Source organism: Branchiibius hedensis, from assembly GCF_900108585.1.
In the GTDB taxonomy this organism is placed as follows: Bacteria; Actinomycetota; Actinomycetes; order Actinomycetales; family Dermatophilaceae; genus Branchiibius; species Branchiibius hedensis.
The window spans coordinates 1,046,180-1,062,074 of sequence record NZ_UESZ01000001.1; the positions used below are offsets into that span (position 1 = coordinate 1,046,180).

13 protein-coding genes and 4 tRNA genes are annotated in these 15,895 nt (G+C 66.3%); 11 read left to right on the plus strand and 6 right to left on the minus strand.

The annotated features are described in order from the left end of the window. The first annotated feature begins 65 nt into the window (after positions 1–65). From DR843_RS05160 to DR843_RS05190, 7 genes are all read left to right on the plus strand, one after another. On the plus strand, positions 66–1,175 hold the full coding sequence (locus tag DR843_RS05160; RefSeq protein WP_245934001.1) for a YihY/virulence factor BrkB family protein: 1,110 nt from the start codon (positions 66–68) through the stop codon (positions 1,173–1,175). A 41-nt stretch (positions 1,176–1,216) separates the two neighbouring features. Continuing rightward, positions 1,217–1,292, plus strand: a tRNA-Gly gene (locus tag DR843_RS05165). A gap of 23 nt (positions 1,293–1,315) precedes the next feature. Further along, positions 1,316–1,386: transfer RNA gene (locus tag DR843_RS05170), tRNA-Cys, on the plus strand. A 79-nt stretch (positions 1,387–1,465) separates the two neighbouring features. Continuing rightward, a tRNA-Gly gene (locus DR843_RS05175) sits at positions 1,466–1,538 on the plus strand. Positions 1,539–1,565: 27 nt separating this feature from the next. Then, positions 1,566–1,640: transfer RNA gene (locus tag DR843_RS05180), tRNA-Val, on the plus strand. 212 nt (positions 1,641–1,852) lie between these two features. Continuing rightward, complete coding sequence (locus tag DR843_RS05185) at positions 1,853–2,338, plus strand: nucleoside deaminase (protein ID WP_109688592.1); 486 nt, start codon at positions 1,853–1,855, stop codon at positions 2,336–2,338. Positions 2,339–2,846: 508 nt separating this feature from the next. Beyond that, positions 2,847–3,566: an MgtC/SapB family protein gene (locus DR843_RS05190; RefSeq protein WP_109684407.1), complete on the plus strand. Its 720-nt coding sequence runs from the start codon at positions 2,847–2,849 to the stop codon at positions 3,564–3,566. Positions 3,567–3,570: 4 nt separating this feature from the next. Here DR843_RS05190 and DR843_RS05195 read toward each other — a convergent pair whose 3' ends face one another. From DR843_RS05195 to DR843_RS05215, 5 genes are all read right to left on the minus strand, one after another. Further along, on the minus strand, positions 3,571–5,145 hold the full coding sequence (locus tag DR843_RS05195; protein WP_109684408.1) for a fatty acyl-CoA synthetase: 1,575 nt from the start codon (positions 5,143–5,145) through the stop codon (positions 3,571–3,573). A 61-nt stretch (positions 5,146–5,206) separates the two neighbouring features. Next, positions 5,207–5,977 carry an MBL fold metallo-hydrolase gene (locus tag DR843_RS05200; RefSeq protein ID WP_245934002.1) on the minus strand — a complete coding sequence of 257 codons (771 nt, stop codon included), beginning with the start codon at positions 5,975–5,977 and terminating at the stop codon, positions 5,207–5,209. Continuing rightward, positions 5,974–8,034 (minus strand): alkaline phosphatase family protein, encoded by a 2,061-nt coding sequence (locus tag DR843_RS05205; protein ID WP_170119749.1) that lies wholly within the window; start codon positions 8,032–8,034, stop codon positions 5,974–5,976. The genes DR843_RS05200 and DR843_RS05205 overlap by 4 nt, the downstream gene beginning before the upstream one ends. A gap of 31 nt (positions 8,035–8,065) precedes the next feature. Then, the gene (locus DR843_RS05210; protein WP_109684410.1) at positions 8,066–8,911 is read right to left on the minus strand and encodes a MurR/RpiR family transcriptional regulator; all 846 of its coding nucleotides are present in this window, start codon (positions 8,909–8,911) and stop codon (positions 8,066–8,068) included. Next, the gene (locus tag DR843_RS05215) at positions 8,908–9,714 is read right to left on the minus strand and encodes a class II glutamine amidotransferase (protein ID WP_170119750.1); all 807 of its coding nucleotides are present in this window, start codon (positions 9,712–9,714) and stop codon (positions 8,908–8,910) included. Before DR843_RS05215 ends, DR843_RS05210 begins: the two co-directional genes overlap by 4 nt. Before the next feature lie 100 nt (positions 9,715–9,814). Here DR843_RS05215 and DR843_RS05220 point away from each other — a divergent pair, with 100 nt between their 5' ends. The 3 genes from DR843_RS05220 to DR843_RS05230 are packed head-to-tail and all read left to right on the plus strand — an operon-like array spanning position 9,815 to position 13,790. Continuing rightward, positions 9,815–11,167: a type I glutamate--ammonia ligase gene (locus tag DR843_RS05220; RefSeq protein WP_109684411.1), complete on the plus strand. Its 1,353-nt coding sequence runs from the start codon at positions 9,815–9,817 to the stop codon at positions 11,165–11,167. Then, positions 11,164–12,315 (plus strand): amidohydrolase family protein, encoded by a 1,152-nt coding sequence (locus tag DR843_RS05225; RefSeq protein WP_109684412.1) that lies wholly within the window; start codon positions 11,164–11,166, stop codon positions 12,313–12,315. Before DR843_RS05220 ends, DR843_RS05225 begins: the two co-directional genes overlap by 4 nt. Continuing rightward, positions 12,312–13,790, plus strand: a complete 1,479-nt coding sequence (locus tag DR843_RS05230; protein ID WP_109684413.1) for an APC family permease — start codon at positions 12,312–12,314, stop codon at positions 13,788–13,790. Before DR843_RS05225 ends, DR843_RS05230 begins: the two co-directional genes overlap by 4 nt. A gap of 79 nt (positions 13,791–13,869) precedes the next feature. Here the strand turns inward: DR843_RS05230 and DR843_RS05235 are convergent, their stop codons facing one another. Then, positions 13,870–14,544 (minus strand): hypothetical protein, encoded by a 675-nt coding sequence (locus tag DR843_RS05235; RefSeq protein ID WP_109684414.1) that lies wholly within the window; start codon positions 14,542–14,544, stop codon positions 13,870–13,872. Between the two features lie 290 nt (positions 14,545–14,834). Here DR843_RS05235 and DR843_RS05240 point away from each other — a divergent pair, with 290 nt between their 5' ends. Then, positions 14,835–15,881 carry a chorismate-binding protein gene (locus DR843_RS05240; RefSeq protein WP_245934003.1) on the plus strand — a complete coding sequence of 349 codons (1,047 nt, stop codon included), beginning with the start codon at positions 14,835–14,837 and terminating at the stop codon, positions 15,879–15,881. The last annotated feature ends 14 nt before the right edge of the window (positions 15,882–15,895 follow it).

A 15,895-nucleotide genomic window follows, 5' to 3' on the forward strand; every position in this document is an offset into this window, starting at 1 on the left:
GGGAATCGATGCCTCGCACGGCTACCGTAGGAAGGGGTGCCGGGTACAAGAGGACAGGAGATCGGGTGTCGGTGACGACGCGGCTGCGGGCGGGTGTGCTCGCAGTGGTCGGGCGCATCCCTGGCGGCCGGACCGTTCTGGAGCTCGTGCTGCGGACGATCAAAGTCTGCATGGACAACCGGGTCACCGGATTGGCCGCAGAAGCAGGGTTTTTCGCGCTCTTGTCGCTGCCGCCGCTGCTGTTCGGACTGCTCGGTGGAGTCGGTTACCTGAGCGGCTGGCTGGGTGACAACACCATGAACCTGGTGCTGGAGAGCATCCGGGAGTACGCCGAACGCTTCCTGACCGAGCAGAGCCTGCGTGATGTGCTGATGCCCACACTGACCAAGGCTCTCGACACGCCGAGACCGGACATCATTTCTGTCGGTTTCCTGGTGTCCCTGTGGTCCGGGTCTCGTGCCCTCAACGTCCTGCTGGACACCGTGTCGATCATGTACGGGCAGGGCGGGCGCCGTGGGATCGTCCGGACCCGGATCCTGTCGCTGTCGCTGTACTTCATGGCCATCCTGATCGGGGCCATCGTGGTGCCGCTGATCGTGATCGGCCCCGGTCTGCTCTCGGACTGGCTGCCGGGGGAGCTGCGCTGGCTGATGGTCTTCTACTGGCCGCTGGTGGCCGGGTTGACGGTGGCCGGGTTCGCGACGTTGTTCTACCTCTCGACCCCGCACCGGACGCCCTGGAAGCGGGACGTGCCGGGCGCCGTACTCACCCTGATCATCTGGCTGCTCGCGTCGGTCGCCTTGCGCTACACGCTGGCCAACTCGGTCGCCGGAGCCAGTACGTCGATCTATGGGCCGCTCGCCGCATCGATCGTTGTGCTCATCTGGCTGTACTTCCTGGGGATCGCGGTGCTCATCGGGGCCGCGTTCAATGCGGCCACCATGCAGAAGTGGCCCGTGGACACTCGTGATCCGGTGCACATCTGGGTCCAGCAGCGCATCGAAACCTCCGTGGCGCGCCGGCGGGCGCTCGCCGATCCGACGGCTCCCACGGAGCCGGTGCTGTTGCGTCGAGCGGCCGTCCGGTTGCCACGCTCGCGGGGACGGGCCGAGGAGCCCCCGGAAGCCGACGACGGGGACGTGTCGCGTTTGGATTCGCCTCGGGCGATCGGTTAGTCTCAGGCGGCACGAAGCGCTGAAACGGCGCGGGTTGCAGTGCGGACATAGCTCAGTTGGTAGAGCGCAACCTTGCCAAGGTTGAGGTCGCCGGTTCGAGCCCGGTTGTCCGCTCCAGTGGTCGCTTGTCGGCCGCGCCTGGTGGAGTGGCCGAGAGGCGAGGCAACGGCCTGCAAAGCCGTCTACACGGGTTCAAATCCCGTCTCCACCTCGGACCCCGTTTTGGTGCGGGGGAGTGCACTCGGATAGAGTTCACGACGTTGTCCAGCCGGTAACGGTGCGGACAGCAGGCGGACATAGCTCAGTTGGTAGAGCGCAACCTTGCCAAGGTTGAGGTCGCCGGTTCGAGCCCGGTTGTCCGCTCTGATGGTCGTTGATTCGGCCGTCTTTGGGCGATTGGCGCAGCGGTAGCGCGCTTCCCTGACACGGAAGAGGTCACTGGTTCGATCCCAGTATCGCCCACCACTTCTCTAGGCCCCTGACCAGCAGCGATGCAAGGTCAGGGGCTTTTCCGTTGCCCGCCGTGCCCCATACGTGGCACACGATTGCCGTTGGCCGCGACGAGTGGCACGCGATCGCTGGGATTTCGGCGAAGTCACGCAAACGCGTGCCAGTTGCGCCGAGTGGGAGCAATCACGGAACACCTGCGACGTCACTCGAGGCGGATGATGGTGCCCATGAGCGCGTTGACGGCCATCGATGAGAACTTGCTCCGCCAAGCGATCGAACTGTCTGCATCAGCGGTGCGGCACGGCAACCACCCGTTCGGCGCACTGCTCGCTGACAGTGCCGGAAACGTGCTGTTGACCGCAGAGAACACGGTCAACACCGATCGCGACGTTACCGGTCACGCCGAGACCAACCTGGTCCGGGCCGCGTCGCGATCGGGTCTGCTCGACAACGACGCTGCCCGGTTGACGCTCTTCACCAGTTGCGAACCGTGCGCTATGTGCTCGGCCGCGGCCTACTGGGGCGGGATCGGGCGTGTCGTGTTCGCTATGGCAGAGACCACTCTCTACGAGGTCACCGGCGCGCACCCGGAGAATCCCACCCTGGCGTTGCCCAGCCGGACGGTTTTCGCTGCGGGACAGCGAAACACAGTTGTCGAAGGCCCGTTCCTGGAGGATGTGGCGGCCGTTCCGCACGCCGGCTTCTGGCGTTGATCAGGCGACGGGATACTGGGGCGGGTGACGACCTTGGCTGAGTACTACCACTCCCTCACCACAGCGGGCCGTGGCCATGGTGGCTGGCTGTCCCAGCCCTGATCGCGGTCCTGGCCATGGTTGCTGGGGTCGCGTGGCTCCTTCGCAATGGCAAGAGGATCGCCGCGCAGAGCGACGAGCAGCTGCGGATCCTGAGAGCGAGCGGAACGACGGACGACCTCGACGTCTGATTGCGCTAGCCGGATGACGTCGAGCGGTTGCTATCCCCGCGGCCGTTCCGCGGGGAGCTTGGGGCGGGGGGGGAATTCGCTTCTGACCGACGTGATCCTCACCCTGGCCGCGTACTGCGGACTGACCCAACTGGTGAAGAAAGTCTTCATCCGTCGGTACGAAGTCTGGGTGTAAACCCCCAATCCATGGGGGTGAGCACCTCTCGCTCACCTCCATGGTCCACACTCGGCGTACGTCGCGTTGCATGTTCCCGTTCCCCTGACCGTTTGGAGGCGCCATGGTGCTCGACTGGGCAGAGATTCTGACCCGGATCTTCGCCGGCGTCGGCTGCGGCGCGCTGATCGGGTTCGAGCGGCAGTGGCGCGCTCGCACTGCCGGGGTGCGGACCAACGCACTGGTCAGTCTCGGCGCAACACTCTTCGTGATCATGGGCGCATACAGCTTCCACGGCCCGGACGCCGACCCGACCCGGGTTGCCGCGCAGATCGTCTCCGGCATCGGCTTCCTCGGCGCGGGCGTGATCATGAAGCAGGGTGCCTCGATCTCCGGACTGAACACCGCCGCAACGCTGTGGGCTTCTGCAGCCGTCGGTGCGCTGGCGGGCGGCGGCTTGGTTTGGGTCGCTGTCGTCGGAACAGCGGTCGTGATCGCCGCCAACGTCCTGTTGAGACCCGTGGGCCGAGCCCTGGATGATCGCGTCGGCTCACGGGGTCGGGAGAACAACAGCGAGGTCGAGTACACCTTCGAGGTTCGCTGTGCCCAGGAGAACGAGATCCCCATCCGCGCAGTCGTTTTCGAGGCGGTGCAGCGGCCGGAATTCACCGTGCAATCGATCGGCGCCTCGGACCTGCCCGAAGACCTCGTGGTCATCACCGCGGTCGTCATCAGTCAGCAACGTGACGACAAACAGCTCGAGCACGCGATCGCCGATGTCATCCGCGCGCCCGAGGTGCTGGGCGTGCGGTGGACCGCCGACGACTTGGAGCCTGTCGACTGAGCCGTCACGCAGAGGAGTCGGCCAGCGTGGAAAGCTCCTGGCGCAGTTGCCGCTTGAGGATCTTCCCCGACGGATTCTTGGGTAATGCGTCGGTGATGACCACGTACTTCGGCGTCTTGTAACCGGCCAACAGGCCACGGGCGTGCGCGATCAGATCATCCTGCGTGGCCTGCTGGCCGTCCTTGAGCACGACGACCGCCGTCACGGCCTCCACCCAGCGCGGGTGCGGTACGGCGAACACCGCGACCTCGGCGACCGCCGGGTGGGTGTAGATGGCCTCCTCGACCTCGCGGGTGGCGACGTTCTCGCCGCCGGTCTTGATCATGTCCTTCTTGCGGTCGACGACGTAGAGATAACCATCGGCGTCCACATACCCCAGGTCGCCGGAGTGGAACCAGCCGCCGCTGAACGCAGCCGCTGTCTTCTCAGGCTGGTTGTAGTAACCGAGTGTCGCGTGCGGTGTGCGATGGCAGATCTCGCCGATCTCTCCTGACGGGACCTCGTTGTTGTCGTCGTCCAGGATCCGGGTCTCGACGTTCAAGGCGGGGCGACCCGCGGACCCGGCTCGAGACACCTGGTCTTCTGGGCCGAGAAGCGTTCCCAACGGAGCGATTTCGGTCTGTCCGTAGAAATTCCACAGTCGGGTCGTCGGCAAGCGTTCTTGCATTTCCTGCAGGATGGCCACGGGCATCGGGGACGCGCCGTAGTAGCCCTTCGCCAGGGTCGACAGGTCAGCGGAGTTGAACGCCGGTGACCGCAGCAGCCCGATCCACACGGTTGGGGGAGCGAAGTACTTGGTCACCCCGTACTTCTCGATCGCCGCCAACACCGCGGCCGGCTCGGGTGCCGGCAGGATGATCGACGTCGCACCCAGGTACACATCCACGCCGAGGAAGCAATCCAACTGGGCGCAGTGATACAGCGGCAGCGTGTGCAGCTCGATGTCGTCGGCGCTCATCTCGCCACCGACGACGCACGACACGTAGTGCCACATCAGTGAACGGCTCGACAGCAGAGCACCTTTCGGCCGTGATTCGGTACCCGAAGTGAACATCATGCGCACCGGATCGTCGTCGGCCACCTCGATCTGCGGGCACACCCCGTCGTGCGACGTCCACTGGCTCAGTGCCGACCACCCGTCCGGCGCGGTGCCGATAGCCATCCGCACCCCCACGGGTCCGGCCTCTGCGATGGCTTTCTCAGCGGTCGGGACCAGCGCATCCTCAACCACGAATCCCGCTGCGCCGGAATGCTGCAGGATGAAGGCGATCTCGCTGGCCGTGAGCATGAAGTTGATCGGCACGAGGACAACGCCAGCCCGGGCCGCCGCGAAGTCCAGCACGGCGTACTGCCAGCAGTTGTGCGACAACAGCGCTAATCGTTCGCCCTTGGCCAATCCAGCGGCCACGATCGCGGCGGCGGTGCGATCCACGGTCGCCTCGAACTGGGCGAACGTGAGTGTGGTGTCCCCGTCGATGATCGCCGGCTTGTCGGGGAATCGTTGAGCGCTGCGACGCGGCAAGTCGCCCAGGCTGTGCCTGCGGGCCAGGGCAATCTCGGGAGTCTGCTGATCGGGCACGGTATCTCCTTTGACCTCGGTGTCTCCGAACGTACCTTCTGCCGTCGAGCACGCACAGACCTCACGCCGTCGGCATCTGCCATGTCGGCCCCATCGCAGCCAGTTCGATGAGTGTCGTGTCCGGGGCGATCATCGCCAGGGTCTGTGCGAACGTCTCTGCGGGAGAGTGCATCCAGTCCAGTCGGCGAAGGTTCAGCCCGAACGGGTGCAAGGTGCCGTAGTGGATCGGCACCACGAACCGTGGCCGCACCACCGCGCACACCTCTGCCGCGCCAGCCGCGTCGAGATGCCCCGCGGACAGCCGTGGCCCCCAGCCGTGAATGGGGAGCAATGCGACGTCGATCCGGCCGCCGGCCCAGTCCGGCAGGTCCGCCATCTCCGGGTAGGCCGCGGTGTCCCCGGCAAACCACACCCTGCCCGACGCGGCGCGCAGCAGGAAGCCATTCGCATCGCAGGGGCGCCCTGGCAATGGTCGCGCGTGATGCTCGGCCGGGACCAGTCGGATCTGCGCCGAGGTTGAGTCGGACACCGACTGCCACTGCGCAGACGTAGCGGTTGTGCGCAGGCCGCGCTCCGATAGCCACCCCGCCACAGCAGCCGACGCGAAGATGGGCGTGGTTGGCAACTGGCGCAACGAGGCGACGTCGGCATGATCCAGGTGCAGATGGGACAGCAAGATTGCGTCGGTGTCGGCCCAGTCCGCCCGCCCTGGCGGGGGAGTGACTCGTCGCAACAGGCCGACGTGGTTGCGCAGTAACGGATCGGTGAGCAACCGCGCCCCGTCGAGGTCGATGACGACCGTCGAGTGTCCGAGCCACCGGATGCGGATCATGTATCGCCGTTCAGCGCAGCGCGCCAGCGATCGAACTGTTGGTGCAGCGCCACCGGTCCAACGGCGATGGCTGCCCCGTCGACCTCGGTGAGCAGGTCAGCGTGGAGCGGCCAGGCCGCCGGGTGCACCAACAAAGCATGGTTCTGCGGCCCACCGATTCCGCCGTGCGAGCCGACCTGATTCTCGAAGGCGTGGATCCGGCCGCGCTCATCCACGGTGGAAATGATGACGAGGTCACCCGAGCGGGACACGCCGTGCAAGCGGATCAGGTCGGGCGCCGTACGCGAGGGATAACCCACCAAGGGGTCGTCACCGTCGACCGCACCGGTCACGAGTGCTCGAGCACCGGTGGGGCCGAAGACGATCGGCTCGTGGTCTTCGTTGGTCACCATCACCAGGCCGACACCGGGCGTCGCGACCAGACCGGGGATCAGCCGGGGCCAGTGCTGGGTGACCTCGCCCAGCGTCGGTCGGTGGGGAAGTCTGGGAAACCAGACCATCCCCAGGTTGCCCCCGCCGGTCACCGCGACCTCGGGCAGCTCCGAGGGCGCGTCGTCCTTGTCCCGGTCGGGACCAAGAACCGGGCCGTCAGGCATCCGGTCGCCCTTGGACACCAGGGAATTGATCAGCGCGTTGATCGGCCCCCACTCTTCACCAGCAGTGTGGGCAAGCACCGAAACGTGATCGGACTGCGCGGTCATCAACGACGCCACGTGGTCGGGTAGAGCGGTCCCGGTCAGTTGCGCGAACGTGTCGCCCAGGCTCTGCCCGTGATCGGAAATCACCACCAACTCGTATTCGCGATTGCTGGAGTGCGCCACCTGTTGCAACAACGCGAGCGCACCGTCGAGTCCTTCGAGAGCACGCATCGACTCAGGCCGTTCCGGACCGGCATGGTGGGCGATCTCGTCGTAGTCCACGAAGTCGACGAAGATGATCGGCCGCCCCGCTGCCATCTCCTGGGCGATCAGGGACAGATTCAGTTTGCGCAGTAGCACGTTGGTGAGTCCGCGCAGCGCGACGTAGCTGCCCGAGCGGGAAATCCGAGGTTCCACGCCGCGGACCTTCTGGCGGCGCGCCTGGTAGAGCTCCTTGATCATCTCGCCGACGGTGAGCACGAGCGCACCCGGCAGCAGGAACGGGCGGGAGAAGAAGTTGACGTACGTCGCGCCCGACCCCAAGCCGCGACTACCCGTTGCGTGGCTGATGGTCAGATAGGCCTGGGACGCTTCGCCGCCGAACGTCGTACTGATGGCCGTGCCGCCGTCGCGCAGCAGACCCCGCCCGGGTACGAACCGGTTCTCGATCAGCCGGGCATCCGACGGGCGGCTCACGGCCAGGAGGCGTCCCGATTCCCTGTCCCACCAACGGAATGCAGGCACCTGAGCATCGTCGCCGTGGAGGACGCCGGCCATGGTCGCCGGAGTGGTCGACGGGATGGTCTTCCACCAGGTGTCCATCCGATGCGTGCTGCCCAACCAACGAGCCAGATTCGGTGCCTGGCCTGCCTCGATGGCGCGGTCCAGGACCTGCGGGGAGACACCGTCGAGTTGCACGACCAACAGACCACGTCCCCCGGTACGCGCTGTGGTGCGTCGTCTGGTCGCCGCCCCCACGATGTAGCCGCTGTCGGTCGAGCCCACCAGCCACCGGCCCAACGCCAGAATCGCGGCCGCCACGATCAGGGCCTGCCCCACCTGCCACCAGCCGACCCCGGAGCCACCGACCGCGACGAGCACCACGACGCCGAAGAGAGCCAGTTGCGCGCCCAGGCCGAGCACCATGGCCAGGATGGCGCTGCCGCGCGCAGCGATGCGACGCAGGATGGGGCTGAGGACCAGTTCCATCAGCGCGAAGCCCACGGCCAGCGCCAGGAGGAGCAGCGGGAAGCTGCGCACGGACTCGATACCGGCGACCGCCAGCCCAGCGCTGAAGGCGACACCTGCCACCAGCACCGACCAGAGCGCACTGGCCACGTCCCGCAGGAGGGGCAGGGCAGGGGATCGCGAACGGCCAGCTTCTTGGTCGGCCCAACCCGAGCGTGGCAGTGGCGTCACGCCCTCATCCTGCCAAGGCATCGGCCATCAGTCAGGACGTGGGCGTCACCATTTCCTGGCCGCGCAGTTGGTCCAACCGTCGCAGCCGGTCTCGGCCGGAGTACGCCAGGCGGGACACCGCGTCTCGCAGGAGCAATTCCACGATGACCGCGGTCGAGGTGATCCCACCAAAGGGGGAGGCCGACCAATCAGGGACCGTGAGGACGACGCTGGCGTCCGTCGCCGCGGGGGAGAGGCTGTGATCGGTGACCAGGATGACGGTCGCTTTGCGCGTTCGCGCGTAGCTCACGACGTCGATGGTCGAGGTTTGGTAGGTCGCCACGTCGAAGGCCATCAGCACTGACCGTGCGTCGAGGTCGACCAGCAGGCTTGCGTCAGTACCGAGCGGGTCGCGAAGGAAGTGCGCTCCCGGGCGGACGGTGTTGAGCGCGGCAGCGAAGAGTTCGGCAATCGTCCCGGTGAATCGGCCTCCGACACAGAGGACTTCGCGGCTGAGATCGCACAGCGCGGTCAGCGCCGCCTCCCATTCCGAGGGGTGTTGGGCGCGCGCGGTGTCGATCACCGAGTCTGCGAGTGCCTCGGCCGCTGCGGCGATCGGACTGTTGCCACGGTCGATCTTGCGTTCCACGCGGGGGGTGCGGGCCAGGACATCGGCGGCGATCTCGTCGCGAAGTCTCAACTGAAGGTCGGCGAAACCGTTGTAGCCCAGGGACGTTGCGAAACGGACAACGGTGGGGGAGCTCACCCCGGCCGTCTTGGCCAACGCCGCCGTGCTCCCCAGGCCGGCGCGCGGGTAATCGGACAGCAGGGCCCGCCCGACCTTGCGTTCGGCGGGGCTCAGGTCGCCCATGTGCTCCCGGATCGTGTCGTTGATCATGCAGCCAGCTCCTGGGAGTCAATCGACAACTGCAGAGAGGCCAGGTCCACCGTGCTGATGGAGTCTTCCGGAAGGGCAGTCCAGGAGTCGCTGCCCAGCCCGGTCGAGGTGAATACCCAGCCCCCGCCAGGGACGGCTCGGTAGCTCATCCGGAAGTACACCTCGGAATGGTCCAGCGGCATGTCCTCGGTGCTGAGGCCACTTGCCATGAAGTCCTCCCACGGCACCCGCGCCAGACTGCTCGAGTGGATGACGCACAGCGAATCTGCTGTGAGGGCAACGGCGTTCAAACTAGCTTCGGGGTACGCCGATCGAAGGGCTCGCACGGTCCGCGCCGCCGCGTCCCTCAGGTCGCCGGACTCCGACAGGTGACGTCGTAACAACGTGAAGTACATCTCGCTGTCCGTCGTACCGGTGAGGCCAGCACGCTCGTCATCGGTCAGTAGTCGTTGCAGCGAGTCGGTGGGCACGATGGATCCGTTGTGGGCCAGCGCCAGAGTCCCGTCAGAGAACGGGTGGGCGTTCATCGCAGTGACCGCCATCGAGTCAGTGGCCAGGCGTAGGTGGACTATTCGCGCAGCCGCTGGATCGGACTCCAGGACACGCCGCAATCGGTCCTGCGTGTGCGCCGGAGAGGCATCCCGGACCCGGTGCACCGAGCCGCCAGGTGCGTCGACCCATGCAGATCCCCACCCGTCGTCATGCAGCAGGGACATCCGCTCGAAGCGTCGGGCCAGCTGTGCGCCGAGCACCCGACGGGTCGTGAGCGCGGTCGGCGTGGCGTGGGCGAGGAGTCGGCACACAGGGCCTCCGGTTGTTAAGGCGGTGTAACAAAAACTACACACAGGAATTGATTCATGCGTTTGTACGAATTGTGACACTCTCTCGCGGCAGGATGAGCGCATGGTGAGTGACTCAAGCGCTCTGTCCGCCCAGCGAGCCGAACTGGCCGCGGCCGGGGTGCGATTCGTTGCCGGTTGGGCGACCAACGCCTCGAACTTGGTGCACGCCAAGACCATGCCGCTGGAGCGCTTTGCCGACTTCGTCACCTCCGGTGCCGGGATGAGCCCGGTCTACAACGGGTACAGCCTGGACGCGAGTATTCAGTTCACTCCCTATTACGGGGCGGTCGGAGACCTCCGGTTGCGTCTGGTCCCCGAGACGGTGCGCCTTCTCGGGGACGGTCTCGCGATCGGGGCAACGCGGGCAGTGGACCAGGACGGCGCAGCCGACCCGTGCGCGCCGCGCAACATCCTGGAACGAGTCGTGGCCGAGGCGATCGTCGCCGGGTTCACCCCACTGATCGGGCATGAGTTGGAGTTCACTCTGGTCAACCCGGACGGCTCACTGATCGAGGTCCCGTCGTGGACGCCGTACGGCCTCGGTCCGGTGATCGGACTGCAGGGGTTCGTCGATGACCTGATCAGCCAGGGCGCGGTCGCCGGAGTCAGTTTCGAGCAGGTTCACGCCGAGTACGGCGCGATGCAGATCGAGGTGTCGTTGCCGCCCGCGGAGCCGGTCGTTGCTGCGGACACCGTCGTGGTGGCCAAGACCGTCATCGGTCGGGTGGCGCGCAAACACGGAATGTTGCCCAGCTTCTCTCCCGTGCCGATCGATGGTGGCGTCGGCAACGGAGCCCATCAGCACTTCTCGCTCTCTCGCGGGGATCAGTCGATCTTCGCCGGCGGGAGCGGCGCGCGAGGGATGACGCCGCAGGGGGAGAGTGCGATCGCCGGGGTTCTTCATGCGTTGCCCGAAGCGCAAGCCGTCTTCGCGGGGTCGGTGCTGTCGGGAACGCGGTTGGCCCCAGGCTTCTGGTCGGGCGCGACGGCGTGCTGGGGTACGGAGAACAGGGAGGCGAGTGTCCGTTTCCTGCAAGGGGGTTCGGCCAACCCGCACGGTGCGAACGTCGAAGTCAAGATCATCGATCCGTCGGCCAACCCCTACCTGGCATCCGCTGCCATCCTCGGCCTGGCGGTCCGCGGCGTTGCCAGCAGTGCGACGCTGCCGCCGGAGATCACCGAGGACCCCAGTGGGTTCAGCGACGAAGAACGCGCGGCTGCCGGCCTGCTGGTGTTGCCGAGCGACCACCGCACGGTTCTGGACGCTTTCGAAGGATCGGAACTGATGCGCGAAATCCTCGGACCACAATCCGTCGCCGCCCTTCTGGCCGTGCGTCGACACGAGAACGACGTCTACGGCGAAGTTGAGGCGAGCACGCGCAGCGAGACTCTGCGATTGGCGTGGACAGTGTGAGTATCAACGCGGTCCTCCGAGACACCGTCGAGCAGTTGCCGCTGATCGACCACCACGTCCACGGCGCGCTGCGCGACACGCCGTCGCACGAAGAGTGGGCCAACAGCTTCATCGAAGCCGATACGCAACCCTTCCCGCCGCAATTGGATCCGCTGGACTCGCAACTCGGGTTCGCCGTACGCGCATGGTGTGCTCCTGTCCTTGAGCTACCTCGGCATGTCGATCCGCAGACCTACTGGCAGCGGCGTACGACGCTGGGCGAGCAGGAGGTGAACCGCCGGTTCCTCGCCGCTGCCGGGGTGCAACGGTGGGTGGTCGACACCGGATTCGCAACCGACACGATTCTGAGCCCCGAGCAGATGCACGAAGCCTCCGGCCAGCCCGCCGATGAGATCGTCCGGTTGGAAGTCCTCGCCGAGGAATTGCACGCCGCTGGAACCCTGCCGGCCGACTACCCCGACGCGTTTCGGAACCTACTCAGCGCGCGCACCCGTGACGCGGTGGGTACCAAGACGATCCTGGCCTACCGATGTGGCTTCGACGTCGACTTGAGCCGACCGAGCGACGCGGCAGTGTCCAGCGCGTATCGCCAGTGGCAGCAAGGAGATTCACGGCTGACTGACCCGTTCCTCATCGCCTTCGGCATGCACGAAGCCACCCGCACCGGATTGCCGCTGCAAATCCACGTGGGGTTTGGCGACCGCGATCTGGATCTGCGGGCCGCCGATCCGCTGCTTCTCACCGACTTCCTCCGGGATCCGCAGGTGCAGCAGGCCAGCGTGCTGTTGTTGCACTGCTATCCCTACGAGCGGGCAGCGGGCTATCTGGCCCAAGCCTTCTCCAACGTCTATCTCGACGTGGGTCTGGCGGTGAACTATCTCGGGGCACGCTCAGCGGCAGTCATCGCCCGATCGCTGGAACTGGCCCCGTTCAGCAAGATCCTCTACTCCTCCGACGCCTACGGTCCTTCGGAGTTGCATTACCTCGGCGCCCGTTTGTGGCGCAGCGGCCTGACCAAGGCACTGTCGCAATTCGTCGCCAGCGACGAATGGTCCGTGGACGACGCCGTCCGCATCGCCCACCTCATCGGTTCCGGCAATGCTCGCCGGGCCTATCCAGCTCTGAGCCTCAAGGAGCAATCCGTATGACCAGCAACGAAACCACCCCGCGCGGACTGCGCCGCACGCTGTCGGTGTGGGAGGCGATCGGCGTCTCCGTCGCGCTCATGGCGCCCTCGATGGCCGTCAACATCAACCCACAGGGCATCAGCAGTAGCGTCGGTCGCGCGGTGCCGCTGGCGTTCGCACTGGCGACGGTCAGCGTGCTGCTGATCTCCTGGACGTTCGTGCGTCTGACCCAACGCTTCCACCACGCCGGCTCGGTCTACGGCTTCGTCGGTGCGACTCTCGGCCCTCGCGCTGGCATCTTCGCCGGCTGGTCATTGGTGGGGACCTACCTGTTCTACGCCGTCGTAACGTCAACCGCCGCAGGACGTTTCATCAGTGAGGAACTGTCCGCGTGGGGTGTGTGGAAGAACGCCCCGGACTGGAGTTCCTTCATCTTCACCCTCCTGGCGTTGGCCATCGTGGTGTTGCTCGCGACCCGCGAAGCCCGCAACTCCACTCGTCTCCTGCTGACGATCGAGGCGGTCACGGTGACACTCATCGTCCTGGTGTCGGTTGTCGTTCTGGGCAAACTACTCGGCGGTGGCGGGCCGAGCGGTCAGAAGTTCGATCTGGCCGTCTTCTCCCTACCGCCGGGGCTGGGCGCCTCGACCGTCTTTCTCGGTGTCGTCTTCGGTCTGCTCTCGTTCGCCGGGTTCGAGTCTTCGGCGACGCTGGGTGAGGAAGCCAAGAACCCTCGCCAGGACATTCCGCGCGCCATCCTGGGCACCGCGATCTTCGGCGGCGTGTTCTTCGTGGTGATCACGGCCATCGAGATGATGGGCTTCGGTGCTGACGACAAGGGCGTCGCTGCGTTCACTTCATCGGAGTCGCTGCTCGCGGACCTGTCCGGGGACTACCTGGCGGGCTGGGTCGGTCACGTCATCACGATCGGTGCGACAGTCAGCGCCATCGGATGCGCTCTGGCGTGCGTGGTCGGCGCGTCGCGGCTGATTTTCGCGTTGTCCCGGGACGGGGCCGGGATCCGCTCGCTCAGTGCGGTCGATGAGCGCCACGGCGTACCTGTCCGCGCCGTGGGAGTAGTCGCCGGTGCGGCCGCGCTGATCGTGCTGCTGGCCTGGATTGTCCTGCGAGCACAGTCATTTGACGTGTTCCTCTACTCCGGCACGATCGGCACGCTCATTCTGATCGTCGTGTACATCTTGGCGACCGTCGGCGCCTACAAGTTGTGCTTCACGACATCGGGGCCGGGTGTCGGCGATCTGCAGGTGCGCCGCTGGGAGTTGGTCATCCCGGTCCTGGCCATCCTGGTGCTGGCCTACACCTTGTTCCGCAACGTCTACCCGTTCCCCTCGGGGGCCGGCTGGTGGGGGCCGGCCCCGGCCATCGCCTGGCTGCTGGCGGTGCTCGCGTTGGTCGTCGTACGCCGATCGGCCACCGAAGAGGCGGGCCAGAAGCTCACTGCCTCAGAAGGTTTGACCGCTGCCAGACCGCAGTGACCTCCGGGCGGCAGCCGCCCCGCCGCATGAGAAAGGCCGCGAGCAACAGTGCTCGCGGCCTTTCGATGAGCTCGCTGACTCAGTTCGGCTGCAGGTCGACGGTGACCGCGTTGCCAGATCCGGTCGCGATGGTGTTGAGCAGCGGGGTGAGAATGCCGCAGTTGCTGAACTTGGGGATGGTCAGCTGACCCTTCGCGCTGATGGCGCCGAACAGGTTGACCTGCCCGGTGTCCAGGCGCGACAGGTTTCCGGACAGCTTCAGCGTCGTCGTGCTCGTCGTGCAGCTGCCGCTGATCAGGTTGATCGGCAGGCCGAGGGCGGTGGCCTTGGTGATCTGCAGACGCAGGTTCTGCGTCAACTCCAGATCGTTCTTCGTCGGGTCGAAGGTGCCCGTCGCGGGTCCCTGGGGAAGGATCCGAACCTCGAACGCCGCCAGCTTGAGATTGCCCAGCTTCGGTCCGGTGGTCAGACTCGCGTGGCCGGTCTGCGTCGTGATCGCAGAAGACACGGGAATCGGAAGCTTGCCCAACGGCACGGTGGTCGTGTCTGCGGCGGCAAACGTGACATTGGTGTTCAGCGTCTTCAGGTGAGTGGTGATCGTGCCCTTGTGGTGCAGCACCCACGGCGCAAGATCGGCGGCCGACGCGCTGGGAGCCGTCGCGACCGCTGCGGCGACGCCGACGGCGGTGAGGCCCGCACCGACCAGGGCGCTGCGACGGGCAGTGGTTGACGACAGGTGGATCGGGCGGAACATGACGACTCCTTCGCGGCGGGGCGATCGGCGCGGTGGCGCCGGGCCTGCTGATGGGTACGTCGTCCGACGCTAGGTGGCTGGCGTCACATTCTCAACTTGAAGCTACCGATCAGTAGGGTCCGGGCAGCAGCCAACCACGGCCTGACCAGCGATGATGCAAACTCCGTAAAGATTTGGTCAGCAATGCAAAATGCGCCTGCCGTCGCGGATCACCGACCGTGGACGAGGTGGCCGCTGCAGTTCCTGGGTGTCTGCCGGGTCGGCGCGTCGGGGACGGCACAATGACCGGGGTGGAGGTCGAACCGCACGCGCGATTCCGGGAGTGGACCGCCCACGGGCCGGTGCACATCGAGCACGATCCGCGCGTGCTGGACCAACCGGGCTTCTGGGTCGTGGCCATCAGCTTCGAAGGTCACCTGACCGCAGTGCGCTTCGATGACGTACGCCGGGCCACACCGCGCGAGGTATCCGCACCAACCGCGCCGCTGGCCAGGCCCGGACCTGGTGCGTGGCGCACCTCGCTGGACCGATCGGCGTACGTCGAGGGGGTGGTGACGGTGCGTGACGCCATCGCCGACGGGACGGTCTACCAGGTCAACGTCTGCCGGGTCCTGGAGCGCGAGGTGCCGGTCGCTTTCGACCTGGACACCCTGGATGCGGCTGTCTGCCAGCGCAGTTCGGGCCGGTACGGCACGCGGGTCTTCGTGCCGGGCGCCGACCTGGACATCGTGTGTGCCTCGCCGGAGTTGTACCTGCGCCGGGTCGGCGAGCAGCTGACGTCGGGTCCGATCAAGGGGACTGCGGTCACGTTGGAGGCGATGCTGGAGAAGGACTACACCGAGAACGTCATGATCACGGATCTGGTGCGCAACGATCTGCAGCGGGTGTGTCGCCCGGGGACAGTGCGCGTCGACGGGCTGTGCACACCGGAGGAATACCCCGGCAGTGTCCACCTGGTGTCCCATGTGGGCGGGACACTCGCGGCGGACACGCCATGGGAGCAGATCCTGCACGCGTCCTTCCCACCGGGATCGGTGTCGGGTGCGCCGAAGCATTCGGCTCTCCAGGTGATCGCGTCGATCGAGCCACAGGAGCGCGAGATCTATTGCGGCGCAGTGGGGTACGTCGACAACCGAGATCCGTTGCGGCCCTGTGCGGAACTCGCTGTGGCGATCAGGACGTTCTGGCGGGTAGGGCACACCCTGCGGTTCGGGGTCGGCGCCGGCATCACCTGGGCCTCCGACCCGCAGGGGGAGTGGTGGGAGACTGACCTGAAAGCCAGGTGGTTGGTCGATCTGGCCGACGCGGTCATCGCAGACAGCCCGAGTCGGGCGTAGGAGGAGACACAGTG

What these genes read in the sequence shown, in the direction of transcription:
- DR843_RS05200 (WP_245934002.1), bottom strand. Translation starts at nt 5,977, where the DNA reads ATGATCCGCATCCGGTGGCTCGGACACTCGACGGTCGTCATCGACCTC.
- DR843_RS05220 (WP_109684411.1), top strand. Translation starts at nt 9,815, where the DNA reads ATGGTGAGTGACTCAAGCGCTCTGTCCGCCCAGCGAGCCGAACTGGCC.
- DR843_RS05185 (WP_109688592.1), top strand. Translation starts at nt 1,853, where the DNA reads ATGAGCGCGTTGACGGCCATCGATGAGAACTTGCTCCGCCAAGCGATC.
- DR843_RS05235 (WP_109684414.1), bottom strand. Translation starts at nt 14,544, where the DNA reads ATGTTCCGCCCGATCCACCTGTCGTCAACCACTGCCCGTCGCAGCGCC.
- DR843_RS05190 (WP_109684407.1), top strand. Translation starts at nt 2,847, where the DNA reads ATGGTGCTCGACTGGGCAGAGATTCTGACCCGGATCTTCGCCGGCGTC.
- DR843_RS05210 (WP_109684410.1), bottom strand. Translation starts at nt 8,911, where the DNA reads ATGATCAACGACACGATCCGGGAGCACATGGGCGACCTGAGCCCCGCC.
- DR843_RS05230 (WP_109684413.1), top strand. Translation starts at nt 12,312, where the DNA reads ATGACCAGCAACGAAACCACCCCGCGCGGACTGCGCCGCACGCTGTCG.